Here is a 24,486-nt window from a genome sequence, read left to right as displayed (position 1 = left end):
TATGATTGAGTTTAGACAAGTATGTAAAAAATATGAAGATACAATCATTATTGAGAATTTAGATTTAACGATTCCAACAGGTGAATTTTTAACAGTCATTGGATCATCTGGTTCAGGAAAAACGACTCTTATGAAAATGATCAATGGTTTAGTGAGTATTGATAGCGGAGATGTGTTAATTGACGGAAAAAGTATTGCGGATGAAGATTTAATTGAATTAAGACGGCGTATTGGATATGCTATTCAAGGAAATATTTTATTTCCGCATTTAACCGTTTTTGAAAATATTGCTTATGTGTTGCGATTAAAACAATATCCTCAAGAAGATATTGACAGAATTGTCTATGAAAAATTAGATATGATTGGATTATCTCATGAGATTGCAACGATGTTTCCCAATGCATTGTCTGGAGGGCAACAGCAACGTGTAGGGATTGCTCGAGCATTAGCATCTAATCCAGATATTTTGTTAATGGATGAACCTTTTGGTGCAGTGGATGCTATTACAAGATACCAAGTGCAAAATGAGTTAAAACAACTTCATAGACAACTAAAAAATACGATTGTCTTTATCACACATGATATAGCAGAAGCATTGAAATTAGGGACACGAGTCATGGTATTAGACGAAGGAAAAATTCAACAAATTGGAACACCTGATGAGATTCGTTTGCATCCAAAAAACGAATTTGTTGAACGTTTAATTGTATTATCTGGTGTATAGATTTATAAATTTTATTAAAAAAATATAAAACTTTCGTGTGATGTTCGATTATATATTGACGAAATGATATTTGCAAGGTATACTGAAAACAGTTTCATACAGATTGGCAAAGAAGCCGTTTAGTCGCAATGGTGCGCAACCAGAACAACTAACGGTCTTTCTTTGCCCTTTTTTATGGAGCAAAAATTTTTTGGAGGTAAAAACATGAAAAAACGTGTTATTTTTATGTGTGGAGCAACATTGCTATTAGCAGCATGTCAAGCACCACAAACAACAAAAATGGAGCAAACAACAACGCAACAAGCTCAAAGTGTTAAAACACTCGAAAAAGGTGTATGGGAAGATAAATTATATGCTCGCTTGTCAAAATTAGTTGCTGATAATGGTAAAACAAATGCAAACTATAAAGCAGATGCAAAACCTTATGCTGTATTTGATTGGGATAACACAACAATTATTAACGATATTGGTGAAGCAACATTCACTTATCAAATCATGAATTTAGAATTCAAAATGACACCAGAAAAATTTGGTGAAGCCATTCGTAAAAACTTACCAAGTGATGATTTTAAAGAAGATTGGAATAATAAAGACGGTGGCCGTGTAAATATTGATAAAATTGCAAAAGATTTAGAATCAGACTATACATTCTTATACAATAATTATAGTGGCATGAAAGGGACAAAATCATTAGATGAATTAAAATCAACTGATGAATATAAAGACTTTAGTGCTAAATTACGTTATTTATATGAAGCTGTTGGCTCAACATTTAGTTCAGACATTAGCTATCCATGGGTAACATATTTATATGCAGGCATGACATCTGAAGAAGTACAAGCATTAACTGAAAAATCTATTGACTATGCTTTAAAAGATGAATTAAAAGAAGAAACATGGGAAAGTCCAGCAACATTAAAAGGTGAAGCAGGACAAGTTAGTGTATCTTTCAAAACAGGTGTACGTTCTGTTAAAGAAATGCAAGACTTATACGCAACTTTAATGGAAAATGGTATTGACGTATATATTTGTTCAGCATCTTATATTGATGTTATTATTCCTTATGCAACAAATAGTAAATATGGATATAATATTCCTAAAGAAAATATCTATGCTATGATGCTATCTAAAGATAGCAATGGTGTTATTCAAGCTGAATTAAATCCAGAATATGCACAAACACAAGGTGCAGGTAAAACAGAAACGATTAAAAAATATATGGCAGCAACTCACAAAGATAAAGAACCTATCTTGATTGCAGGTGACAGCAATGGGGACTATGCAATGTTAACTGACTTTAAAGATTTACAAGTAGGTATTATCTTTAACCGTATCAGACCAACTGAAAAAGGTATCGGTAAATTGTCTAAAGAAGCGGCAGACACATATGATAAAGATGATGCAAGATACTTCTTACAAGGTCGTGACGAAAATAAAGGTATATTATTACACGGACGTGAAACAATTTTATTAGGTAAAACAGAAGCAGAATTATTGAAAAAATAAATTTGGATATTCGCAAAATCTTGTGTATAATGGAAACGAGGTGACGTATGAAAAAAATTATGTTTGTTGGATCAGTTGGTGTTGGAAAAACAACATTAACACAAAGATTAAAAGGATTAGATATTAGTTATTATAAAACGCAAGCCATTCAGTTTTATGATGCTATTATTGACACACCAGGAGAATTTTTACAACATAGACAATATTATAATGCGTTGACAGTAACTGCTGCGGAAGCAGATGTGATAGGTTTATTGATTTCATCTGCGGAAACGATGCAGACATTTCCACAAGGTTTTGCATCCCTTTTTACAAAACCTGTTATAGGTGTTGTCACAAAAATTGATATGGCAAAAGATCCATCTTTAATTGAGCGAGCAAGACTACAATTAAAATTAGCAGGAGCAATTAGAATTTTTGAAATTTCTTCTGTTGAAAATATTGGTATTGATGATTTGCGTGAATATTTAATGGACGATGACAAATAAATAAAGACATGAAAGGATTGATAGGCATGAAAATAGAGCATGGAGGAAATGTAGATGCTTTAGCAATGCAACTTGGTTATAACCGAGAGGATTGCATTGATTTCAGTGCAAATATCAATCCTTTTGGTGTGTCTAAAGCATTAAGACAAGTCATTATAGAGAGTATAGATGCTTTAGTACATTACCCAGACATCCATTATCGAGCAGCAAAAAATGCGATTGCTACTTATCATCAGCTCCCTGCAGAAACCGTATTATTATCAAATGGAGCCGTTGAAATTTTTTATGAATTAGCACGCTTTTTTAAACCAAAACAAGTGCTTACATTAAGCCCTACTTTCATGGAATATGAAAAAGCATTTTCTCAAGTTGGTGCTAAAATTAAACTTTGTCCACTTGATTCTTCTTATCAATGGACATTTGATAGTATGATGCCGTATTTATCAATGTTAACAAGTGGTGATGTGGTATTGATTTGTAATCCGAATAATCCAACAGGCACATTAGTGACAAGTGAGGAACTTAAAAAAGTTGCAAATTATTTAAGTGATAAAAATATTTATTTAGTGATTGATGAAGCTTTTGTTGATTTTTTAATGGATGAAGTACAATATACATTTGTACCATTTTTAAAAGAGTATCCACATGTGATTGTCGTGAAATCTTTAACAAAGTTTTATGCTATTCCAGGATTACGTCTAGGATATGCTCTTACTTTTTTAACATCGTGTTTAACAGATATTGATAATAAAAGAGCACCTTGGAGTATTAACACATTAGCAGATAGAGCAGTGCCAGTTATTTTAAAAGATATAAATTATCAAAAACAAACGAAGCAGTGGTTACATCAAGAAAAAGAGTTCTTATATAATGCTCTTGTTAGTTTTCATCAGCTTGATGTTGTCAAACCAACAGTGAATTATATTTTCTTTACATACTTGGGCGAACTTGATTTAAGGAAAGCCTTATGGGAGAAGAAAGTCTTTATTCGCTCGTGTCAAAACTATCATGGATTGACAACACAGCATTATCGTGTTGCAGTGCGTACACGAAAGGAAAATGAGCAGTTGATTAAAGCAATACAAGAGATTTTTGATAATGAGGTGATACATGAAAAGTGTTAGTGTGTCTTGTGCTGGGTCTTGCGGGGAACTTTTTCAAGGTGTGTATGATGATGAAGAATACTTATTGTCCTACAATATTGATAAAAAAAGTATTGTTACAGTTTCATCTAGTACAACCACTTCTATAATTTTGCCTAAAATTCAAGAAATAAAAGATTTGGTATATCCTAAGGACATGTTTCATATAACGAGAAAGACGTCGCTTCCCGTTGGAAAAGGCTGTTCAAGTAGTACAGCAGATATGATTAGCGCTTTATATGGTATGTCTTTGTTGAAACAGGAAAAATTATCTATGGAAACATTGTCGTCTTTATGCTCGAAAGTAGAACCGACTGATTCGGTAGCGTTTAAACATTGGACAGTGATTAATCCTTTAACAGCAAAGCCTTTGTTTGAAACGCATTGGAAACCTGAGTTGTATGTATACATGTTAGAACCAATTGAAACGGTCAATACGGTGGGATTGATTCGTATGAGCCAATCGAATGTATATGATAAACAGCACTCGAAAGAATTATTTACATTGTTTCAAAAAGCGTGTCAAGAAAAATCGTTAAGTTTACTGTCACATGTTGCATTAGAGAGTGCTTTATTGAATGATAGACGTTTACCAAAACCTTATTTAAAGGACATCATTGCTTTTGTCAAAAATTATCAATTATTGGGTATTAACATCGCGCATAGTGGCACTGTTGTGGGTATTTTATTAACAAAGGAACAAGTTGCTTTTTTAGAGCAAATAGAAGAAGCTCTATCTAAACAATTATTTGCAAAGTATTATCAAAAAAGAACATTGTGCACCATTATTTATGAAGGTGTCAAGCAGTTGTGAGGTTTGTATGGAAGAATTGGTACGATTAGAGAATATTATCCAAAAAATAAAGCCCGTTAATCAAGTACTTCTTTGTGAAGGACAGCAATACTGTGATCGTTTAGCGAAACCGTTAGGTGCTCTTGGGAAAATGGAGACTATTTATGCTCGTTTGTATAGTATGTTTGACAAACATATTTCTTTAGAAAAAAAAGTAGTTGTCGTATATATAGCTGACAATGGCATTGTTGAAGAAGGTATATCAGCCAATCCTCAAGAAACGACTTATATTGTTGCGGAAAATATGTTAGAAAAGAAAACAGGACTATGTGCCATTTCGCATCATGTAGGAAGTGATGTTTGTGTTGTTGATATTGGTTGTAAAAAAGATGTTGGTTATCATGTAGATGCTAAAGTAATGTACGGTACTAAAAATATGGCAAAAGAGCCAGCAATGTCCAAAAAAATGTGCATTCAAGCCATTTTAAATGGATACGATAAGACAGTTTCTTTGATAAATCAAGGTTATACATTATTTGGTACAGGCGAAATGGGTGTCGGTAATACAACGACTTCTGCAGCAGTGATTAGTGCTTTGCTTGATAAACCAGCACATGAAGTGACCGGATATGGAGCAGGCTTAACAAAAACATCAATGCAACATAAAATCAATATTATTGAGCAATGTATTCAAAAACATGCACCCTATGAAGATGTATTAGATATTGTATCTAAAATTGGTGGCTTAGACATGTTAGGAATGGTTGGAACATATTTGGCTTGTGCGATGTATGAAAAACCGTGTGTGATTGACGGTGTGATTTCCATTACAGGATTATTGATTGCTTCTAAGATTGCACCACACGTATTAGATTACTGTTTTGCTTCTCACTGTTCAACAGAACCGGGATATAAAATTGTTGCAGATACTTTAAAACTTGAGCCTATGTTGTTAATGGATATGCGTTTAGGAGAGGGCTCTGGTTGTCCTTTAGCCTTTTTCTTAATGGAGAATGCTGTTCACACAATCACAAATATGCCAACGTTTGAGCAAGGAAAATTAAGTCGAGATGATTATGTAGATACACGGGATTATAAATAAAAAAATATGATTAGAAACGTTTACAAAATAGGTTGTTTAGGTGTAAACTATAGTAAAAGAAGTGAAAGGAGAAAATCATGCAGCTATATACAAAAACAGGAGATAAAGGGCTAACAAAGCTTGTTGGTGGACAAAGTGCAGCCAAAGATTCGGATCGCGTATGTGCATACGGTACGATTGATGAATTAAATTCTTGGATAGGATACACAATAAGTCAAATGGAAAATGGAGATCCTTTAATTGATGAATTACGTCAATTACAGCATTATTTATTTGATTGTGGTTCAGATTTATCTACACCACACGGTGTTTATCCTTACAAAGTGGATAAAAAATTAGTTGATTGGATTGAAGAACGTATTGATACATACGCTGATATTCCACCTGCACTAGAAACATTTATTTTACAAGGCGGAGATCCTATTGCTTCAATGATTCATGTTGCAAGAACAATTGCAAGACGTGCGGAACGTCATATTGTTGCAACAATGTGGACAAATGAAATAAATAATGAAGTAATGGTATTTGTAAACCGTTTATCAGATTATTTCTTTGCATTGGCACGTGTTATTAACTTTAGAAAAGGTGTTGCAGACGTTGCTTATGAGCGTAGTGCAAAAGTATTCCACAATAACATTACAAAAGCCGATGTTGAACGTTGGGCAAAACAAAGAGAAGGCAAATAATAACAAAAGACACTCAATATTGGGTGTCTTTTTGTCGTTTGTGATAAAAATAAAAAACCTTGTAGAAAAAATCTACAAGGTGTCTAAAATCAGATTAGAAAGCTAGATATACATCATTGTATCCAATACTAAACAGCTTCGGTTAGTTGTAGCTTTCCATAACATTGGCTCTGCATCTTTGCAGAAAGACGCTTATTGGCGCCTTTAGAAAATATCAGCACATACTGAACGTAGAGCCAAGTATGGAAAGCTACAACGATTGTCATGCAATCCAAAATGACGTCATATCCTTACATCGAGGAATGAAATCTACTAAAATTTGAGAATAAAGATCTGACTGAAAGCAATGCTTATCACAGTGGCGGGACCGTGTTGGAATTTCACCAAACTTCCATATTCACAAAAGTACTGAAATATTTATCTAGCAAGTAAATTATACCATATACATAGCGTGGTTACAACTGTTTTGTCGTATTTATTTAAGAAGAATTGATAGAAAAATTTTATAGGATAATAAGAGGATAAACATATAAAAAGTATGGGGGAGCATGTCTTTTATGAGATGAGATACAATATCTTAAAAATTAGAAGAGAAAAGGTGTTTTTAAAATGATAAGAGCATGAATTTTATTGACGAGAAAGCGTTATTATGTTAAAATTTCACCATAAGCACAAAGGCGTGTTTACTTCATAAAAGCAATGTTGCTATGTGGAAAAAATCCACCTATGAATGTGGTTGTTTTCGTGTAGCATTTTTTCATGCTTTTTATCTTAAAAGAAAGGAGAATGAATATGTATAAAATATATTATAAAACAGAATTGTGTATAGGTAGAGGTGCTTTGGAACAGTTAAGTACATATAAAAATGAATGTTTCTTAGTTGTAGCAGATCCGTTCTTACAAACATCTGGCCAAATCAATGATGTTTTAAAATATGTTGATAGCAGTAATGATGTGATTGTGTTTACTGATATTGTTCCTGATCCTCCAATTGAAACAGTTGTTTCTGGTATTAAGAGTGCAGAAGGAAAAAATGTAAGTATTGTGTTGGCAGTCGGTGGTGGTTCTGCTATTGATGCAGCAAAAGCGATGTATTATTTTGCATCTAAACAAGGTATTTTTTCAGGGGCAACCTTCATTGCTGTTCCAACAACAAGTGGAACTGGTTCAGAAGTAACAGATTTTTCAATTATCACAGATGCAGAAAAAGAAACAAAATATCCATTGATTTCAAGAGATATTTTACCTTCTGTTGCAATTTTAGATGCCGACTTAGTGTTAACTTTACCTGCGAATATTACAGCAGATACAGGAATGGATGTATTGACACATGCAATCGAAGCGTATGTTTCTAAAAATGCTACCGATTTTTCAGATGCATTAGCAGAAAAAGCTATTAAACTTGTTTTTGAATATTTGCCTAAAGCGTATGCAAATGGACATGATGTAGAAGCACGTGAAAAAATGCATGCAGCGTCAACATTAGCTGGTATGGCATTTAATACAGCATCTTTAGGATTAAATCATGGTATTGCTCATGCAGCAGGTGCTAAATTCCATGTGCCACATGGACGTTTAAATAGTATTTTAATGCCACATATTATCCAATATAATGCGAATATGACGAGCGTTGGTAAAATTGGATATGATAAATCAACAGCAATGCGCTATCAACAAATTGCAAAATTATTAGGTTGTAATGCCTCTAATCCTGCAATGGCAGTTAGACAATTAGTAAGTGCTATAAAACAATTACAGAAAAAATTGAATATGCCAACAACATTAAGAGAATATGGTGTGGCATCACAAGATTTTCTTGCACATAAAGATGAGATAGCTCTTGCGGCTATTAAAGATCGTTGTACAGATACAAACCCAAGAACACCTTCACCAGAAGATGTGGCTAAAATTTTAGAAAATGCATTTTAGATTGCTAGATATACCATTTTCTAATATAATAGATGAGCTACATAATCTAACAAAATGAAGGGTGTGACAAAATGGAAGAAAAACAAAGGATGATACAGGAATATGTACCTGGTAAACAGGTCACATTAGCGCATTTAATTGCCAATCCTGATCCAGTCATTTATGAAAAGCTTGGTTTAATTACTGAGAAAAAAGGTGCAATAGGTATTTTAACCATAACCCCAAGTGAAGCAGCCATTATTGCAGTAGATATTGCAACAAAAGCTGCAGATGTTCAAGTTGGATTTGTAGATCGCTTTAGCGGTTCTGTTGTGTTAACAGGAGATGTTGCTTCAGTTGAGGCTTCTCTTGTAGCTGTTTTACAAGGCTTAGAAGATATTTTAAGTTTTTCAAGTACAGTTGTAACACGCACATAATTTGAACAAATCTTAAGGAGAGCGTGATGAAGGGTAGAATACTAATTGTTGATGATGAACCTATGGCAAGATTAGACATTAAAGACATTTTGGAAGAAGCGGGATATGAAGTTGTTGGAGAGGCTGCAGATGGCTTTGAAGCAATTGATATGTGTCAAAAGTTTACTCCAGATCTTGTTTTAATGGATATTAAAATGCCGTTATTAGATGGATTAACTGCAAGTAAAAAAATATTAGATGATAAATTAGCATATAGCGTTATTTTGTTATCTGCATATAGTGATGAAGCATATACAAATAAAGCCAAACTATATGGAGCAAGTGCTTATTTAGTGAAACCACTAGATGTAAAATCTTTGGTACCAATGGTTGAAGTTTGTGTTGAAAAAGGAAAAGAGTTAAGAGAACTTTCACAAGATATGGAGAAATTAGCTAAAAAATTGGAAGATCGAATTATTATAGAAAAGGCAAAAGGTCTACTTATGGAGCAAGAGCATTTAAGTGAGCCTGATGCTTTCAAAAAAATTCGAACAATTAGTATGCAAAAGCGTGTTCCAATGGTTGAAATAGCTAAATTGTTAGTGTTACATGATGACTTATAAAGATGATATTATTCGTATTTGCAAAGAGCAAACAACTTTGGATGAGTTTGATATAGAGTGGATTTTATCTCAAGCAGATAGATTGATGCGAAGCTCAATGTATGCATTAGAAGATGTATTCATTGATGTGAAGGATGCTTATTCCGAAAATGCAATCGTTATTTTTCATAAAAAACCGCAAAAAAAACAAAGTTTATATGAAAAAAATGTTGTTGGAAGCATTGCTTATTTACATAATGAACCAGGTGTGATTCGAACATTACAAACGGGTGCAAAAACAAATGGATTGTCGGCCTTATCTCAAGAAGGTGTATCCATTCAGCAAAAAGTATTTCCGATAACAAGAGAAAGTAAAGTCATAGCTGTAATTATTATTGAAACGGATGTGACCGAAAAAATCTTGTCAACTTTTTCGATAGACAATGATAAAAATAGCGTTTATGAATTAACGAATGCTTTGCAAGTTTCTCAACTTGAACAAATTACATTATCAGATTATATAGATGATGCCATTTTAATTTTTGATGGGCAAGGTTATTTAAAATATTATAACCATGCAGCTAATAATTACTATCGTAAAAAATTAGGTTATCGAGATTCAATTACTGGTATGCACTATGATAATTTGGTTTTGGACAGTTTCCAGTTTAAAGCCATTCAAAAGAAAATTCTTAATGGACGTTGGGAAAATAATAAAATAGTAGAAATCAAGTATGGACAATATTATTTTTCAGTAAAACGACACTTTATTCAAGACAGTAATATTTTTGTGATGATTTTTAAAGACATTACAGAAATTAAGCAAAAAGAATCGAGGTTGTTAACTGAAGCAACTGTTATTCGTGAAATTCATCATCGTGTTAAAAATAATTTACAAACCGTTGTGTCATTGCTTCGTCTTCAAGCAAGACGAAGTAAAAATCCTGAAGTGAAAAAGACGTTAAATGATAGTGTAAATCGCGTTTTATCTATTGCGATGACGCATGAGTTGTTATCTTCACAAACTGAGGACGAAATTGTACTGGCTAAAGTCTTAGAAGAAACACTTGGAAATATTCAACGTTTCTTCATGGGCCAATCAGATGTTCGATTGACGTATAATATTGATACGAGCATTTTATTGGATAGTAATAGAGCAGTAGCAACTGCTCTTGTTGTGAATGAATTGGTCCAAAATAGTTATGACCATGCTTTTGAAAAAATAAATCGAAAAAATTTATATATTCATTTGCATGTTAGCCTAGAAAATGGTATGATACGTTTAGAAGTTGCCGATAATGGAAAAGGTTACAAAATTCAAGAGCATGAGGAAAGCCGATTAGGTTTAACGATTGTTAATCAATTTGTAAAAAGTAAATTATCGGGTAAAATTTCTGTTCAGTCCGACAGAAATGGAACGGTAACAACTATTACATTTAAAAAATAACAACTAACAATGATGTTAGAATAAAGCAATGACGCTTCAAGGTAAGGTAGTAGACTAGTAGTCTAACTATATGTCTTTGAGTGTCTTTTTTTTGGAGGTGTTACGCACATGTCGGATAAAATTTTAAGTGTAGGGATTGACTTAGGGACAGCAACTACGCAGCTAGTTTTATCAGAGTTAACCATTGAAAATATCGCATCTGTGTTTACCATACCGCGTGTGTATATTACAGATAAAAAGGTTCTATATAAAAGCGATATTATTTTTACCCCTATTTCTGAAAATCACTTGATTGAAGCTGAAAAAATTAAGCAGTTCGTGACAAGCGAATATGCAAAAGCAGGCATTGAAAAAAGTGATATTCAAATGGGTGCTGTTATCATTACTGGTGAAACAGCACGAAAAGATAATGCAAGTCATGTGCTTGAGGTTTTAAGTGGTTATGCAGGTGACTTTGTTGTTGCAACCGCCGGTCCTGACTTAGAAAGCATTATCGCAGCTAAAGGTGCATGTAGTCATATTTACTCAGAAGAGCACCATACATCAGTAGCCAATATTGATATTGGTGGTGGGACATCTAATTTAGCTGTTTTTAGAGAAGGTGACTTGATTGATACAGGGTGTTTTGATATAGGTGGCCGTTTAATTAAATTGGATCCTAAAACACATGTGATCAGTTATATCGCACCAAAATTACTTGATATTGTAGCTGAATTAAAATTAGATTTAGCTGTTGGAAAACCGGCTAATCGAAAAGATTTAGATACAATTATTCAAATTATGGTAACCGTTTTAGAACAGTCTGTTGGTATTGAAAACAATAGTCCGTACTACGAAATGTTGCAAACAAATCATGGTTTAAAATTAAACTATGAAATACGTTGCGTATCATTCTCTGGTGGTGTAGCCGATCAGGTTTATGGCACTGATGTTGATGAATTCGCTTACGGTGATATTGGTGTTTTATTAGGACGTGCTTTACAAAAATCTAAAATTTTCACAGAACGTAAAGTAATTGTTTCTGAAGAAACCATTCGTGCAACAGTGGTAGGGGCAGGAAGTCATACAACAGATGTGAGTGGTAGTACAATCACTTATATTTCAGATGTATTGCCAATTAAAAATATTCCTGTTCTAAAATTAGCTGTATCTGATGAAAAAGAATCAGCAATGGAAATGGCACAAATCATTCACGATAAAGTGAATTGGTTTACGTTAGAAAACGAAGTGCAACAAGTTGCTTTAGCTCTTGAAGGAGAGAAAAGTCCGTCATTTACAAGAGTTGTGGACATAGCAAGTGCTATTGTAAAAGGTATGGATGAAAGCATTCGTAAAAACATTCCGTTGATTATTGTTGTTCGTCAGGATATGGCAAAAGCACTGGGACAATGCTTATTTGCTCAGTTGCCAAAAGACTATCCATTTGTATGTATTGACTCTGTTGATGTACAAAATGGAGATTATATCGATATTGGTAATCCGGTCATCGAAGGCTCGGTATTGCCAGTCGTTGTAAAAACGTTAGTATTTAACTAAAAAAAGAAAACCAAGGAGGAATTTCAGATGATTCTGAAAACTAAATTGTTCGGCAGAAGCTATGAATTCAAATCAGTAAAAGAAGTAATGGCTAAAGCTAACGAAGAAAAATCTGGTGACCAATTAGCAGGAGTTGCAGCTCAATCTGCTGAGGAACGTGTTGCGGCTAAAGTTGTTTTAGCACAATTAAAATTATCAGATATCTTTAACAATCCAGCTGTTCCATATGAAGAAGACGAAGTAACTCGTATTATCGTTGACGATGTTAACTTACGTACTTATGAAAAAATCAAAAACTGGACAGTTGAAGAATTACGTGAATGGATTTTAGATACAAATACAACAAGTAATGATATTCACTGGTTATCTCGTGGTTTAACTTCAGAAATGGTTGCTGCAGTAACAAAACTAATGTCAAACATGGACTTAGTTGTTGGTGCACAAAAAATTATCATTACAAAAACAGCTAACACAACAGTTGGTGAACCTGGAACATTCTCATCTCGTTTACAACCAAACCATACAACAGATGATCCAGATGGTATCATGGCTTCTACAATGGAAGGTTTTGCTTATGGATGTGGAGATGCGTTATTAGGTTTAAACCCAGTTGACGATTCAACTGAAAGTGTTAAACGTGTTTTACATAAATTCAATGACTTTATTGAAGAATTTAAAATCCCAACACAACACTGTGTATTAGCACATATTACAACACAAATGGAAGCAATGAACCAAGGTGCTCCTTCTGGTCTTGTTTTCCAATCTATCGCTGGTTCAGAAAAAGGAAATACAGCATTCGGTTTAGATGGAAAAATTGTTCAAGAAGCATATGATACAGCACTTAAAGTAGGTACTGCTGCTGGTCCTAACGTGATGTACTTTGAAACAGGTCAAGGTTCAGAATTATCTTCTGATGCTCACCACGATGCTGACCAAGTAACAATGGAAGCTCGTTGTTATGGATTTGCAAAACGCTTTGATCCATTCTTAGTAAACACAGTAGTAGGGTTCATCGGACCTGAGTATTTATATGATGCAAAACAAGTTATCCGTGCTGGTTTAGAAGATCACTTCATGGGTAAACTAACAGGTATTTCTATGGGTTGTGACATTTGTTATACAAACCACATGAAAGCTGACCAAAATGATGCTGAAAACTTAACATTATTATTAGGTTTAGCAGGTATCAACTATATCATGGCTATTCCTCATGGTGATGACATCATGTTAAACTACCAAACAACTGGTTACCATGAATCAGCATCAATGCGTGAGTTATTAAACAAACGTCCAATTAAAGAATTTGAAATTTGGATGAAAAACATGGGCTTATTAGATGAAAAAGGTAACATGACTGAATTATTCGGTGATGGATCTGTATTCATGAAGAAAAATATTTAGGAGGTGTCTTTGATGAATGAAGCACAATTAAAAGAAATGATTCGCTCTTTATTAAGTGAAATGTCGTCTGATGATGCTAACACATCTAAAGATACTGTTGCATCAGAATCAAATGGTGGTACAGTAGTATTTAAACCTGCTGGGTCTTCACCAGTGAATACTAACGAAAGTGTTATTGAAGAAGGTTGTATTCCTGATATTTCAGAAGTAGATATTCAAACACAATTCTTAATTCCAAATGCTGCAAATAAAGAAGCATACTTAAAAATGAAAAAATTCACACCTGCTCGTTTAGGATTATGGAGAGCTGGTACTCGTTATAAAACACAATCTGTTTTACGTTTCAGAGCAGACCATGCGGCAGCTCAAGATGCTGTTTTCTCTTATGTTGATGAAGACTTCGTAAAAGAAATGGGATTTGTTCCAACTGAAACAAAATGTACTTCAAAAGATGAATATTTAACACGTCCAGACTTAGGTCGTTTCTTCAATGAAGATCAACAACAATTCATTAAACAAAACTGTGCACTTAACCAAAAAGTACAAGTTGTTGTTGGTGACGGATTAAGTTCTGCTGCTATTGAAGCAAATATTAAAGACTTGTTACCATCATTGAAACAAGGTCTAAAAATGTTTGGTTTAGATTTCAATGAAGTATTATTTGTAAAACATTGTCGTGTTGCTGCAATGGACCAAATTGCTGAATTGACTGGTGCTGAAGTAGTGTGCTTATTGATTGGTGAACGTCCAGGTTTAGTAACTGCTGAGTCAATGAGTGCTTATATCGTTTATAAACCAACTGTTGGTATGCCAGAATCAAGAAGAACAGTTGTATCTAACATTCATAAAGGTGGTACACCTGCTGTTGAAGCGGGGGCTTACATCGCTGAAATTATCAAAAAAATGTTAGAAAATAAAAAATCTGGTATTGAATTAAAATAATTTTTAGGAGGTAAACGTTGTGAAAAACGAACGTCTTGGAGCAAATGTTTTAAGTACACAAATTATTTCTAACGTAGACGCTGGATTGGCTGCATCATTAGACTTAAAGCCACATCACAGAAGTTTAGGGATTGTATCATCTGACTGTGACGATGTAACATACGTTGCATTAGATGAAGCAACAAAAGCAGCAGATGTAGAAGTTGTGTACGCACGTAGTATGTATGCTGGTGCAGGTAATGCATCAACAAAATTAGCAGGGGAAGTTATCGGTATTATTGCTGGTCCTAACCCAGAAGAAGTACGCAGCGGTTTAGATGTTGTTGTGTATGAAATTGAAAATGGTGCAAGTTTCTATAGTGCAAATGACGATAATTCAATTCCTTACTTTGCACATTGTATTTCACGTGCTGGTTCTTACTTATCAGCTGGTGCTAATGCAGAAGAAGGAACAGCAATTGCTTACCTAATTGCACCTCCAGTTGAAGCAATGATTGGATTAGATGCAGCTCTAAAAGCAGCAGATGTACAAGTTGGTGCTTTCTATGGTCCACCAAGTGAAACAAACTTTGCGGGTGGCTTATTAGTAGGATCACAATCAGCATGTCGTGCAGCTTGTGATGCATTCGCAAGAACTGTTCAAACAGTTGCAGACGATCCTAAAAATTATTAAGAGGATGAATTAAATGACAAAAGAAGCTCTAGGGTTAGTTGAGGTTCGTGGCTATATCGGTGCTGTTGTAGCTGCTGACGCAGCATTAAAAGCAGCTAATGTGTCATTATTAAATGTTGAACGTATCAAAGCCGGATTACATACTGTACAATTAGTGGGTGATGTAGGTGCTGTTAAAGCAGCCGTTGATTCAGCTGTTGCATCTATTTCAGACTTAGGTTGTTTGATGAGCAGTCATGTTATTCCTAGACTTGATTCACAGACCGAAATTTTATTTACGGATATTCGTAAAAAAGACATTCAAAAACCAGCTAAGGTTGTTGAAGAAGTTATAGAAGAGGCTGTTGTTGTTTCAGAAGTTGTTGAGGAAAAACCTTTAGTGGTTGAATCAATTTCAGAAGAAGTGATTGTGGCGCAAGAAGCATCTTCAAGCTATTCTTTAGAAGAATTAGAAAAATTAAAAGTTGTTGAATTACGCTCAATAGCATATCGTGAACCTAATATTGGCTTAACTAAAAAACAAATAAAATTTGCAAACAAAAAAACATTGCTAGACGCATTGTTAAAAAAATAGGAAGGGAGTGACATTTAGTGAAACTATTGGATAAAGACTTAGTGTCTATTCAAGAAACACGTGATTTAATTCGTGAAGCAAAACAAGCACAACAAGAATTAGCAAAAATGAGTCAAGAACAAATTGATACTATTGTTAAAGTTGTTGCAAAAGCATGTTATGATGAACGTGAACGTTTAGCTAAAATGGCGTCAGAAGAAACAGGTTTTGGACGCTGGCAAGATAAAGTATTAAAGAATGCATTGGCTTCTAAAGGCATTCTTGAAGAAATCAAAGATATGAGAACAGTAGGTATCTTGAGTGAAGATAAAGAAAATAAAGTGATGGAAGTGGCTGTACCAGTTGGTGTGGTTGCAGGTTTGATTCCGTCAACAAACCCAACATCTACTGTTATGTATAAAGCGTTGATTTCATTAAAAGCTGGTAACAGTATCGTCTTCTCTCCACATCCAAATGCTTTGAAATCTATTGAAGCGACTGTTGATGTCATCAAACGTGCTGCGAAAAGTGCAGGTTGCCCAGAGGGTGCTATTGGGGTTATCCATAATGTATCATTACAAGCAACAAATGAATTGATGAAAAATAAAGACACTAACTTGATTTTAGCCACTGGTGGTTCAGCAATGGTTAAAGCGGCTTATTCATCAGGTACACCTGCTATTGGTGTAGGTCCTGGTAATGGTCCAGCATTTATCGAAAGAACAGCTGATGTACCAACAGCAATCAGACAAATTCTTGATTCTAAAACATTTGATAATGGTGTTATCTGTGCTTCAGAACAATCTATTATCGTTGAAGAAGATATGAAAGCGACTGTTGTAGCAGAATTCAAAAAACAAGGTGCATACTTTGTTCCAGAAGAAGATGCTAAAAAATTAGGAGCATTCATCATTTTACCAAGTGGTGCAATGAATCCAAAAATGGTAGGTAAATCTCCACAAGTCATTGGTAAATTAGCAGGTATTTATGTACCAGAAGATGCTCGTGTGTTAATTGCAGAAGAAACAGGTGTTGGTAAACACGCACCTTATTCAATGGAAAAATTAGCACCAGTATTAGGCTTCTATACTGTTAAAACTTGGGAAGAAGCATGCGAATTGAGCATGAAAATCTTACACCATGAAGGTGTTGGTCATACAATGACAATTCATACACAAAACGAAAAAATTGTTCGTGAATTTGCATTGAAAAAACCAGTATCAAGATTATTGGTAAATACAGCAGCTGCTTTAGGTGGTGTAGGTGCAACAACTGGATTATTCCCAGCCTTTACTTTAGGTTGTGGTGCTGTTGGAGGAAGTGCTACTTCTGATAACGTAAGTCCATTAAACTTATTTAACGTACGTCGTATTGCTTACGGTACATCTGAATTAGCAGATTTACGTCGTGCTGAAAATCAACAAATAGAAGTAAATACTACTTCTGTAAGTAATACAGACGAAGAACAACTTATTAACTTACTTGTTCAACGTGTATTATCAAAATTAAACTAGGTTTGTTAAAATAAAAAACAATAACATATTTTAGGAGGAAATTTATTATGGCAAACACAAACGCATTAGGTATGGTAGAAACAAAAGGTTTAGTAGGAGCAATCGAAGCAGCAGATGCAATGGTTAAAGCAGCTAACGTTACTTTAATTGGTAAAGAACAAATCGGTGCTGGATTAGTAACAGTTATGGTTCGTGGTGATGTAGGTGCTGTTAAAGCTGCAACTGATGCAGGTGCTGCAGCTGCTGAAAACGTTGGTGAATTAGTATCTGTTCACGTAATTCCACGTCCACATTCAGAAGTTGAAGTTATCTTACCAAAATAATTGATACGATTATTTGAAAATAAAGGTAAAATAAACAGATAGAACGCAACGAGCGTTTTACTCGTTGCGTTGCCTGTCTGTATGCAAGGATGTGAAAGTGTGTCAGTTTTAACAGAATCCAAAGTTAGAAAAATGCTGAAAGAGTATAACTACTTAGAAAGTGGTATTTTTGAACTCCGTGCAGGAGAAAAATTGACACCGGCTGCAAAAGGCTTTTTGAATGACCGTCACGTCAAAGTTGTAAACTCTAACAAAAGTAAAAGTAGTAGTGCTGCATCGCATACAGCAAATGCTGTTGTGGTCCATAAATCTGTTACATGTGTTGAAGAATCAGCTGTTTTACCACACTTATCAAAATTGATGACTTTGTATCCTTTATTGTTAAAAAATCAACGTGAATTATATCAAGAGTATCAACCAGAAAAGTGTCATCAAATAGGACATTTATTAAATGTTATTGAAAGTATTGTTTCTCATCGTATTCACGATGATATTTGTGAATATCATGAAACATTACCAAATAATGTTGAATTACAAGCTATTCGAGTAGCTAAACAGTTGGACCAAACAAGTGTTATGTTAAATTACACTGCTGCTAGTTGGCAGCTTAGCTGTTATGAAACATATATTGCTTGTGTGGTGTTACGCAAAGAGTTAGAGGAAGCATTATCATCACAAGATGATTCATTTGCAATTCAAACAATTAACTTGTTAAAAGCTATTGAAGTCTTATTATGGCTTATCACAAGTGAATAAAAATAATGGAGGTATGAGATGTCTTTAAATGGATTAGATCAATTAGTGGATAAAGTTCTAGAATTGGTTCAAACAGAACTCACTGGAACTTTTGAAGTAGAAGCTAGTGGACGCCATGTGCATTTAAGTCAAAAAGATTTAGACGCATTATTTGGACCAGGTTATCAACTGACAAAATTAAAAGACCTTTCTCAACCTGGACAATTTGCATGTAAAGAACGTATTACAGTATTAGGCCCTAAAGGTGCATTACACAATGTTATTATTTTAGGACCAGTTCGTAGTGAATCTCAAGTTGAAGTATCATTAACGGACTGTTTAGCCCTAGGTACGCAAGCTCCAGTTCGTGAAAGTGGAGATATTGAAGGTACACCGGGTGTTGTTTTATTAAACGGTACAAAAAATGTTGTTTTAGACAAAGGTTTAATTGTAGCAAAACGTCATATTCACATGACACCAGAAGATGCTGCAAAAGCTAATGTTGAAAATCAAGAAATTGTTCAAGTTAAAGTTGAGGGAACACGTCCACTTATTTTTGATGATGTAGTGGTTCGTGTAAGTCCTAAATTTGCAACGTATATGCATATTGACTATGATGAAGCAAATGCGTGTGGCTTTAAAAAAGGTATGAGAGGACGTATTATTAAAAAATAATACGGTCTTGTATTGCAGTGGTGATACAATCATTTTATAAAGAAAGGCTGATGAAGAATGGAAAATTTAGACAAACTTGTTCAGTTAATAACCGATCGTTTGTTAGAAAACCTTCAAAATGAGCCTGAAAAAGAATCCATATTATTGATTGGTAAAGATAGTACGCGTTTAGCGTTAGAAAAAGCAGGTTATGATTTAGTAGATTGTAATAGTGATGTGGTTGACTTGGTTGTGGTAGATGATTTGTCTTTAGACGCTTTTTTAAGAGTAGCGTCTTTATGTCCAACTTCTGAAAAAGAATCAGCATTACTAAAACATTTATTGAATGGTAAAAAAGCTTTTGTATCTAAAGAAGCCTTTAATGTGGAAAACTATAAAGGTTCTGCAAGTAGTTTGTTGTACCGTCAATTAGTGCAACAAAAAGAAAAACTTGAAAAATATGGCGTAACATTTTATCAAGATGAAAACTTGTTGAATTGTCTGTCAAAAACAGATAATCGTCAAGTCGTAAGAGAAACTGTGACAAAACGTTCAGAAACAAGTGGAAATACAAAAACAAAGTTAATTACTGAGAAACGCTTTAAGGAATTAGGATTAACTGAGGGCGATGTGTTCCATATTGAAAAAGGTATGATTGTAACAGCTCTTGCAAAAGATTATGCTAAACGTCATAAAATTATTTTAAATTAAAATTAAGGAGTGGAATGAAAGATGTTTGTTGGGAAAGTTGTAGGTAGTTTATGGGCTACTAGAAAAGATGAGAATTTGAATGGGTTAAAATTATTAGTAATCGAACGTCAACTGAATGAACATCAAGTAGATCCAGCCCTTATTATAGCAGCAGACCGTATCGGTGCAGGTGAAGGTGATTTCGTATTGGTAACAACGGGTAGTTCTGCTCGTGTTAGCTTAAACAATACCGAAGTACCTGTTGATATGGTTGTTGTTGGTATTATTGATAAAGTTGAATATCCAAAAGATGAATAAATAGGAGAATATTGATTTATGAGTATCAATGAAATAATCATTTACATCATGGTTCTATTCATGCTCGTTGGTGCAGTTGATAAATGTATCGGTGGCAAATTAGGCCTAGGTGAAAAATTTGAAGAAGGTATTATGGCAATGGGTGCTTTAGCACTATCAATGGCTGGGATTATGGTTGTAGCACCATTATTGGCTGACTTATTAAAACCAATCATTGTACCATTATATGGTTTGGTTGGTGCTGACCCATCTATTTTTGCGACAACATTTATCGCAAACGATATGGGTGGTGCTCCACTTGCTTTAAAATTAGCTCAAGATCCAGCTGTTGGTAATTTTGCTGCTTATGTATTAGGTTCAATGATGGGACCTACTATTGTATTTACAATTCCAGTTGCATTAGGAATTATTGAAAAAGAAGATCGTCCATTATTAGCACGTGGTATTTTATACGGATTAGTAACAGTACCTATTGGATGTTTCTTAGGTGGATTATTCGTATTACCTTTTGGCACTTTAATTGTAAACTTAATTCCAATTATTATCGTTTCAGGTTTAATTTTTGTAGGTCTATTATTAGCACCAAATGCAATGATTAAAGGATTTGAAGTATTTGGCCAAATTATCGTTGTTATCGCAACTTTAGGTTTAGCATTCGGTGCTGCTCAATTATTAACTGGTAATGAATGGTTGAACAACTTATATCCAGTTGGTGCAGAAACATTACAAGAAGCATTCGGTGTTGTAGGTTCAATCGCTGTAACATTAGCAGGGGCATTTGGTTTAGTTGCTGTGTTTACAAAAGTAGCAAACAAACCATTATCAGCTATCGGTAAATCATTAGGTATGAACGAAGTTGGTGCAGCTGGTTTAGTAGCTTCTTTAGCAAATAATATTGCGATGTTCCAAATGTTAAAAGATATGGACAAACGTGGTAAAATCATCAACGTTGCGTTCGCTGTATCAGCATCATTTGTTATCGGTGACCACTTAGGATTTACTGCTGGGGCAAACTCAGAAATGATCGTGCCAATGATGGTAGGTAAATTAGTTGGTGGTATCACAGCTGTTTTATTAGCATTTGTGTTAACGAAAAAAGAAGCATAATCAATACACTTTGGAGGAATAGATTATGGCAGATGTAAATCGTTCAGAACTAGAAGCATTAGTTCGTAAAATTTTATTAGAAGAATTATTGTCAAAAGACTCAGCTAAAAAAATTAGTAAAGCAGGCGTAGCATCTATTGCTTTACCAACTTTAGATGTTCGTGCTGAAGATCGTTTAGATACAGGTAATCCAAATCACTGTGTATACACACGTGACTTGTTAACATTAGAAGAAAGTCCAAGATTAGGTCTTGGCTTGATGACAATGGAAAAAACAACTTTCCCATGGCATTTAGACTATGATGAAGTGGATTACGTGATCGAGGGTCAATTAGATATTATTACTGGAGATGAAGTAATGAGTGCAGGTCCAGGAGAAATTTTATTTATTCCAAAAGGAAGCGATATTCAATTCTCTGTTAAAGACAAAGCACGTTTTATCTATGTAACATATCCAGCTGACTGGCAAAATCAATAATAAAATGATGAATCGTATTGATGAATGAAATCATCAATACGATTTTTTTGGTTCTATGTCAAATGGTGTTGGTAGAGAGAAATAATGAGTATATTAGTAGTGAATGGCATGACCCATTCACTACCTTTTTCCCATTCTTTTTCTGCCACTGAGAATGGTGTTATATAATTAAAATACGTAATAAAATAAGAGTATCTATAATAAATTGTTTATAAAGGAATAGTTTTTCGTAAAATTATAGTTGTAAGCAAAAAAGTAAGTATTCCATTAGTAAGAAATATTGACTGTTTTTTATTTTTAGATTAAAAAGTGTGTCAATATTTTTTCTTTTGTAGATACTCTAACAGAAAAATAGAATAAATGATACAACAAATTGATATATTGATCTTTTAGTTCGTCATTTTTCTATTTAATTTAAATAGAAGATAAAATTTCTTAAAATTAAGTTAGTATATATCTCTTTCTTTTGAAAAAATAAAAAGAATTTGTTATACTGGATATAACATACTTATTAATAATAAGGAGGATGACATGCAAAAAGAAATAGAACGAAAGTCACTGAATGTTAATTTTATTATCAATTTTATTGTTGCTCTATCGGGTATTATTGCGTATTTTATGACAGAAATACAAGCCTTATTACTTGATGGATTTTTTTCTTTTATTAGTTTTTTATCGGCAATTATTGGTATTTATGTATCGAGAATAAGCCATAAAAAAACAGATATTTATCCAAATGGTTTACATTTTTTGGAACCTTTGTATGCCATTTTTAAATCTATTTTAATCTTGTTTTTGTTTTTGATTGCTTTTATAAATGCAACAGATAATGCACTTCAGTATGTTTTAAAAAGAGAGGGAGAACCTCTTGATATTGGTCCTATTGTGCCGTATACGATTTTTGTCGTTGTGTTATGCTTTGCATTAAGTTTGTATACACATTACCAAAATAAAAAAATAAATCATATTAGTACGATATTATCAGTTGAAGCAAAGGGTAGTCTTATTGACGGTCTACAATCGTTAGGAGCTGGATTGGCATTTTGTTTATTATATCTCATTGATATTCAAGGTCCACTCGGTTTTTTACACTATACAGGAGATTTTTTTATTACAACGATTTCTGTTATCCTATTGTTGAAAGAGCCTATTCAAATGCTACGCTCATCCTTTATTGAATTATCTCAAGGATTAGTGACAGATGAAGATATTACGGAACCGATTGATGAATTGATTGTAAAACATTTTTATCCTATTTTACCGGATATGCACTATCAAGTGATCAAAATTGGCATGGCAATTAAAGTAAGACTTTACGTTCAAAAAAATGAATTAAACTATGTAAAAGATTTACTTGATGTAAAGCAAGAATTTTTAAATGATTTACAAACACTTTATCAAACAGCTAGATTAGAGATTATTCATATATAAGTGTTAGAGAAGTTAAACATACTATAATTGTTTAGCTTCTTTTTATTTAGAAAGAAAACTTTGAATAATAGAGAGATTAATATGATTATAGAGAATAAAAAGTTAATCTAAAATTAAATGGATAAAGTTAGTGATGAATAAGAATTTTTTATTAGATAATTTCTATTTATCCTAAAAAATTATAGCCGGTTCCCTGTCGATAGGGAACCGGCGAATTTTTTTATAGTTGATTGCGATATTCAGATGGTGAGTATCCAGTAATTTTTTTAAATAGTTTACAGTAATAACTTGGTTGGCTATAGCCGAGTTCGTTGGCAATCTTTTCAATAGAGCGTTTTTTATCTTTTAGCATAGATAATGAACGTTCGATTTTTTTCTGATTAACATAGTCGATAAAGCTAAATCCGGTTTGTGATTTAAAGAGTTTGCTGAAATAATCAGGATTTAAATAAACATGTTCGGCGACTACTTTTAAATGGATATTATTGGTTAAATTTTTATCGATATAGCGAATAGCTTTAGCAATATCACTTCTAATTTCTTTGTGTTCGTGGATTTTTCTATTTGCATTGACTAAAGGTTTTTCAATTTCTTCTATGTCTTGAATATCGTACGAGATTTTTGGAGAATGTATTTGTTGACTAGGGAAGTGATATTGTGTCAAAATACGTAAAATTTCGGCGGCACTTTTAACTTGTTGCGCATTTACTTTGCGTATGTTTTTATATGCTTTTAATAATTCAGGATATAAGTGCCAATCGCTTTTTTGATAAATAGGAGGAAATTTTTGATCTGTCGTTAATACTTGTCCACTTAAAATAAAACCGACTAGTTGTTTATCAATAACGACAGGCATGGCTAAATCGGTTAATCCAGCATGACAAGTGTAAGGAATAGGTTTTTGTTCTTTGGCTGCTTCTAACCCTCCATATAAATCACATTTTTCGCAAATTTTTTTATATTCAGGTTTTGTTCGCATAATGGCACAAAATTCACTGAATTGATGCCATTCAGATATTTCTTCTCCATTGATGCCTACTAAAACGGTTGCCAAGCCTGTTGCTTGGGAAAATTCTTGAAGAATTTTGTTAAATTTTATTTTATTTTCTGTATTTTGAAACATAGCCATCAAGCTCCTTCACAAAGATTGTACTCTTTATAACAAATCCGTTAAATTTTAAGGTAGAAATATCAAAAAAATACTAATTTTAAAAAAGGATTTTCTTTGTTAAAATGTCGTTTTTTTAACAGTAATTCCTTTTGAAATACGGATAAAATCAATAAAATATAATTTTTAAGGCGTTTACATTTATT

Annotated in this window: 26 protein-coding genes and 1 riboswitch; of the genes, 25 read left to right on the top strand and 1 reads right to left on the bottom strand. The window is 33.6% G+C overall.

What is annotated here, in order from left to right:
- Window position 1: 1 nt before the first annotated feature.
- From GMA06_RS02905 to GMA06_RS02785, 25 genes are all read left to right on the top strand, one after another.
- Window positions 2-724 carry an ABC transporter ATP-binding protein gene (locus GMA06_RS02905; RefSeq protein WP_163561621.1) on the top strand — a complete coding sequence of 241 codons (723 nt, stop codon included), beginning with the start codon at window positions 2-4 and terminating at the stop codon, window positions 722-724.
- Window positions 725-928: 204 nt separating this feature from the next.
- A complete protein-coding gene (locus tag GMA06_RS02900; RefSeq protein ID WP_163545265.1) occupies window positions 929-2,230 on the top strand; it encodes a haloacid dehalogenase-like hydrolase in 1,302 nt (433 codons plus the stop codon).
- Window positions 2,231-2,277: 47 nt separating this feature from the next.
- Window positions 2,278-2,718 (top strand): EutP/PduV family microcompartment system protein, encoded by a 441-nt coding sequence (locus GMA06_RS02895; RefSeq protein WP_163561620.1) that lies wholly within the window; start codon window positions 2,278-2,280, stop codon window positions 2,716-2,718.
- Window positions 2,719-2,744: 26 nt separating this feature from the next.
- Window positions 2,745-3,842 (top strand): threonine-phosphate decarboxylase CobD, encoded by a 1,098-nt coding sequence (gene cobD, locus GMA06_RS02890; RefSeq protein ID WP_163561619.1) that lies wholly within the window; start codon window positions 2,745-2,747, stop codon window positions 3,840-3,842.
- On the top strand, window positions 3,829-4,674 hold the full coding sequence (locus GMA06_RS02885) for a kinase (RefSeq protein ID WP_163545262.1): 846 nt from the start codon (window positions 3,829-3,831) through the stop codon (window positions 4,672-4,674). The genes cobD and GMA06_RS02885 overlap by 14 nt, the downstream gene beginning before the upstream one ends.
- Window positions 4,675-4,690: 16 nt before the next feature.
- The gene (gene cobT / locus GMA06_RS02880; protein WP_163561629.1) at window positions 4,691-5,755 is read left to right on the top strand and encodes a nicotinate-nucleotide--dimethylbenzimidazole phosphoribosyltransferase; all 1,065 of its coding nucleotides are present in this window, start codon (window positions 4,691-4,693) and stop codon (window positions 5,753-5,755) included.
- Between the two features lie 77 nt (window positions 5,756-5,832).
- On the top strand, window positions 5,833-6,441 hold the full coding sequence (locus GMA06_RS02875; RefSeq protein ID WP_163545261.1) for a cob(I)yrinic acid a,c-diamide adenosyltransferase: 609 nt from the start codon (window positions 5,833-5,835) through the stop codon (window positions 6,439-6,441).
- Window positions 6,442-6,715: 274 nt separating this feature from the next.
- Window positions 6,716-6,861, bottom strand: a riboswitch (adenosylcobalamin (AdoCbl) riboswitch).
- A 372-nt stretch (window positions 6,862-7,233) separates the two neighbouring features.
- On the top strand, window positions 7,234-8,370 hold the full coding sequence (locus GMA06_RS02870; protein WP_163561618.1) for a 1-propanol dehydrogenase PduQ: 1,137 nt from the start codon (window positions 7,234-7,236) through the stop codon (window positions 8,368-8,370).
- A gap of 71 nt (window positions 8,371-8,441) precedes the next feature.
- Complete coding sequence (locus GMA06_RS02865) at window positions 8,442-8,786, top strand: BMC domain-containing protein (RefSeq protein WP_163545259.1); 345 nt, start codon at window positions 8,442-8,444, stop codon at window positions 8,784-8,786.
- 26 nt (window positions 8,787-8,812) lie between these two features.
- Window positions 8,813-9,388 (top strand): response regulator, encoded by a 576-nt coding sequence (locus GMA06_RS02860; RefSeq protein WP_163545258.1) that lies wholly within the window; start codon window positions 8,813-8,815, stop codon window positions 9,386-9,388.
- The gene (locus GMA06_RS02855; RefSeq protein ID WP_163545257.1) at window positions 9,378-10,814 is read left to right on the top strand and encodes a sensor histidine kinase; all 1,437 of its coding nucleotides are present in this window, start codon (window positions 9,378-9,380) and stop codon (window positions 10,812-10,814) included. Before GMA06_RS02860 ends, GMA06_RS02855 begins: the two co-directional genes overlap by 11 nt.
- 108 nt (window positions 10,815-10,922) lie before the next feature.
- On the top strand, window positions 10,923-12,350 hold the full coding sequence (eutA, locus tag GMA06_RS02850; protein WP_163561617.1) for an ethanolamine ammonia-lyase reactivating factor EutA: 1,428 nt from the start codon (window positions 10,923-10,925) through the stop codon (window positions 12,348-12,350).
- Between the two features lie 27 nt (window positions 12,351-12,377).
- A complete protein-coding gene (locus GMA06_RS02845) occupies window positions 12,378-13,754 on the top strand; it encodes an ethanolamine ammonia-lyase subunit EutB (protein WP_163545255.1) in 1,377 nt (458 codons plus the stop codon).
- A gap of 12 nt (window positions 13,755-13,766) precedes the next feature.
- Window positions 13,767-14,696: an ethanolamine ammonia-lyase subunit EutC gene (gene eutC, locus GMA06_RS02840; RefSeq protein ID WP_163561616.1), complete on the top strand. Its 930-nt coding sequence runs from the start codon at window positions 13,767-13,769 to the stop codon at window positions 14,694-14,696.
- 19 nt (window positions 14,697-14,715) lie between these two features.
- Window positions 14,716-15,369: an ethanolamine utilization microcompartment protein EutL gene (eutL, locus tag GMA06_RS02835; protein WP_163545253.1), complete on the top strand. Its 654-nt coding sequence runs from the start codon at window positions 14,716-14,718 to the stop codon at window positions 15,367-15,369.
- Between the two features lie 13 nt (window positions 15,370-15,382).
- Window positions 15,383-15,943, top strand: a complete 561-nt coding sequence (locus GMA06_RS02830; protein WP_163561615.1) for a BMC domain-containing protein — start codon at window positions 15,383-15,385, stop codon at window positions 15,941-15,943.
- A gap of 17 nt (window positions 15,944-15,960) precedes the next feature.
- Window positions 15,961-17,436 carry an acetaldehyde dehydrogenase (acetylating) gene (locus GMA06_RS02825; protein WP_163561614.1) on the top strand — a complete coding sequence of 492 codons (1,476 nt, stop codon included), beginning with the start codon at window positions 15,961-15,963 and terminating at the stop codon, window positions 17,434-17,436.
- A gap of 47 nt (window positions 17,437-17,483) precedes the next feature.
- Window positions 17,484-17,759: a propanediol utilization microcompartment protein PduA gene (gene pduA, locus GMA06_RS02820; RefSeq protein WP_163545250.1), complete on the top strand. Its 276-nt coding sequence runs from the start codon at window positions 17,484-17,486 to the stop codon at window positions 17,757-17,759.
- Between the two features lie 99 nt (window positions 17,760-17,858).
- Window positions 17,859-18,515, top strand: coding sequence for a hypothetical protein (locus GMA06_RS02815; RefSeq protein WP_163561613.1), 657 nt, complete (start codon window positions 17,859-17,861; stop codon window positions 18,513-18,515).
- An 18-nt stretch (window positions 18,516-18,533) separates the two neighbouring features.
- Complete coding sequence (gene eutD / locus GMA06_RS02810; RefSeq protein ID WP_163545248.1) at window positions 18,534-19,169, top strand: ethanolamine utilization phosphate acetyltransferase EutD; 636 nt, start codon at window positions 18,534-18,536, stop codon at window positions 19,167-19,169.
- Window positions 19,170-19,226: 57 nt separating this feature from the next.
- Window positions 19,227-19,859: an ethanolamine utilization protein gene (locus GMA06_RS02805; RefSeq protein WP_163545247.1), complete on the top strand. Its 633-nt coding sequence runs from the start codon at window positions 19,227-19,229 to the stop codon at window positions 19,857-19,859.
- 21 nt (window positions 19,860-19,880) lie between these two features.
- Window positions 19,881-20,156 carry a EutN/CcmL family microcompartment protein gene (locus tag GMA06_RS02800; RefSeq protein WP_163545246.1) on the top strand — a complete coding sequence of 92 codons (276 nt, stop codon included), beginning with the start codon at window positions 19,881-19,883 and terminating at the stop codon, window positions 20,154-20,156.
- Between the two features lie 18 nt (window positions 20,157-20,174).
- Complete coding sequence (locus GMA06_RS02795; protein ID WP_163545245.1) at window positions 20,175-21,263, top strand: ethanolamine utilization protein EutH; 1,089 nt, start codon at window positions 20,175-20,177, stop codon at window positions 21,261-21,263.
- A 25-nt stretch (window positions 21,264-21,288) separates the two neighbouring features.
- Complete coding sequence (locus tag GMA06_RS02790; protein ID WP_163545244.1) at window positions 21,289-21,741, top strand: cupin domain-containing protein; 453 nt, start codon at window positions 21,289-21,291, stop codon at window positions 21,739-21,741.
- A gap of 531 nt (window positions 21,742-22,272) precedes the next feature.
- On the top strand, window positions 22,273-23,172 hold the full coding sequence (locus tag GMA06_RS02785) for a cation transporter (protein WP_163561612.1): 900 nt from the start codon (window positions 22,273-22,275) through the stop codon (window positions 23,170-23,172).
- Between the two features lie 220 nt (window positions 23,173-23,392).
- On the opposite strand, the gene GMA06_RS02780 is transcribed toward GMA06_RS02785, so the two are convergent.
- Window positions 23,393-24,295, bottom strand: a complete 903-nt coding sequence (locus GMA06_RS02780) for a PocR ligand-binding domain-containing protein (protein ID WP_163545242.1) — start codon at window positions 24,293-24,295, stop codon at window positions 23,393-23,395.
- Window positions 24,296-24,486: the final 191 nt, after the last annotated feature.

It is taken from the genome of Granulicatella sp. zg-84 (genome assembly GCF_010892375.1).
GTDB lineage: Bacteria > Bacillota > Bacilli > Lactobacillales > Aerococcaceae > WM01.
Note: the sequence above shows the minus strand (reverse complement) of the source record. Positions and strands in the feature narration are given on the sequence as shown.

Bases quoted from the DNA above. Each gene is read 5' to 3' on its own strand.
- GMA06_RS02905 (WP_163561621.1), top strand. From the start codon at position 2: ATGATTGAGTTTAGACAAGTATGTAAAAAATATGAAGATACAATCATT.
- GMA06_RS02900 (WP_163545265.1), top strand. From the start codon at position 929: ATGAAAAAACGTGTTATTTTTATGTGTGGAGCAACATTGCTATTAGCA.
- GMA06_RS02895 (WP_163561620.1), top strand. From the start codon at position 2,278: ATGAAAAAAATTATGTTTGTTGGATCAGTTGGTGTTGGAAAAACAACA.
- cobD (WP_163561619.1), top strand. From the start codon at position 2,745: ATGAAAATAGAGCATGGAGGAAATGTAGATGCTTTAGCAATGCAACTT.
- GMA06_RS02885 (WP_163545262.1), top strand. From the start codon at position 3,829: ATGAAAAGTGTTAGTGTGTCTTGTGCTGGGTCTTGCGGGGAACTTTTT.
- GMA06_RS02875 (WP_163545261.1), top strand. From the start codon at position 5,833: ATGCAGCTATATACAAAAACAGGAGATAAAGGGCTAACAAAGCTTGTT.
- GMA06_RS02870 (WP_163561618.1), top strand. From the start codon at position 7,234: ATGTATAAAATATATTATAAAACAGAATTGTGTATAGGTAGAGGTGCT.
- GMA06_RS02865 (WP_163545259.1), top strand. From the start codon at position 8,442: ATGGAAGAAAAACAAAGGATGATACAGGAATATGTACCTGGTAAACAG.
- GMA06_RS02860 (WP_163545258.1), top strand. From the start codon at position 8,813: ATGAAGGGTAGAATACTAATTGTTGATGATGAACCTATGGCAAGATTA.
- GMA06_RS02855 (WP_163545257.1), top strand. From the start codon at position 9,378: ATGACTTATAAAGATGATATTATTCGTATTTGCAAAGAGCAAACAACT.
- eutA (WP_163561617.1), top strand. From the start codon at position 10,923: ATGTCGGATAAAATTTTAAGTGTAGGGATTGACTTAGGGACAGCAACT.
- GMA06_RS02845 (WP_163545255.1), top strand. From the start codon at position 12,378: ATGATTCTGAAAACTAAATTGTTCGGCAGAAGCTATGAATTCAAATCA.
- eutC (WP_163561616.1), top strand. From the start codon at position 13,767: ATGAATGAAGCACAATTAAAAGAAATGATTCGCTCTTTATTAAGTGAA.
- GMA06_RS02830 (WP_163561615.1), top strand. From the start codon at position 15,383: ATGACAAAAGAAGCTCTAGGGTTAGTTGAGGTTCGTGGCTATATCGGT.
- pduA (WP_163545250.1), top strand. From the start codon at position 17,484: ATGGCAAACACAAACGCATTAGGTATGGTAGAAACAAAAGGTTTAGTA.
- eutD (WP_163545248.1), top strand. From the start codon at position 18,534: ATGTCTTTAAATGGATTAGATCAATTAGTGGATAAAGTTCTAGAATTG.
- GMA06_RS02805 (WP_163545247.1), top strand. From the start codon at position 19,227: ATGGAAAATTTAGACAAACTTGTTCAGTTAATAACCGATCGTTTGTTA.
- GMA06_RS02800 (WP_163545246.1), top strand. From the start codon at position 19,881: ATGTTTGTTGGGAAAGTTGTAGGTAGTTTATGGGCTACTAGAAAAGAT.
- GMA06_RS02795 (WP_163545245.1), top strand. From the start codon at position 20,175: ATGAGTATCAATGAAATAATCATTTACATCATGGTTCTATTCATGCTC.
- GMA06_RS02790 (WP_163545244.1), top strand. From the start codon at position 21,289: ATGGCAGATGTAAATCGTTCAGAACTAGAAGCATTAGTTCGTAAAATT.
- GMA06_RS02785 (WP_163561612.1), top strand. From the start codon at position 22,273: ATGCAAAAAGAAATAGAACGAAAGTCACTGAATGTTAATTTTATTATC.
- GMA06_RS02780 (WP_163545242.1), bottom strand. From the start codon at position 24,295: ATGTTTCAAAATACAGAAAATAAAATAAAATTTAACAAAATTCTTCAA.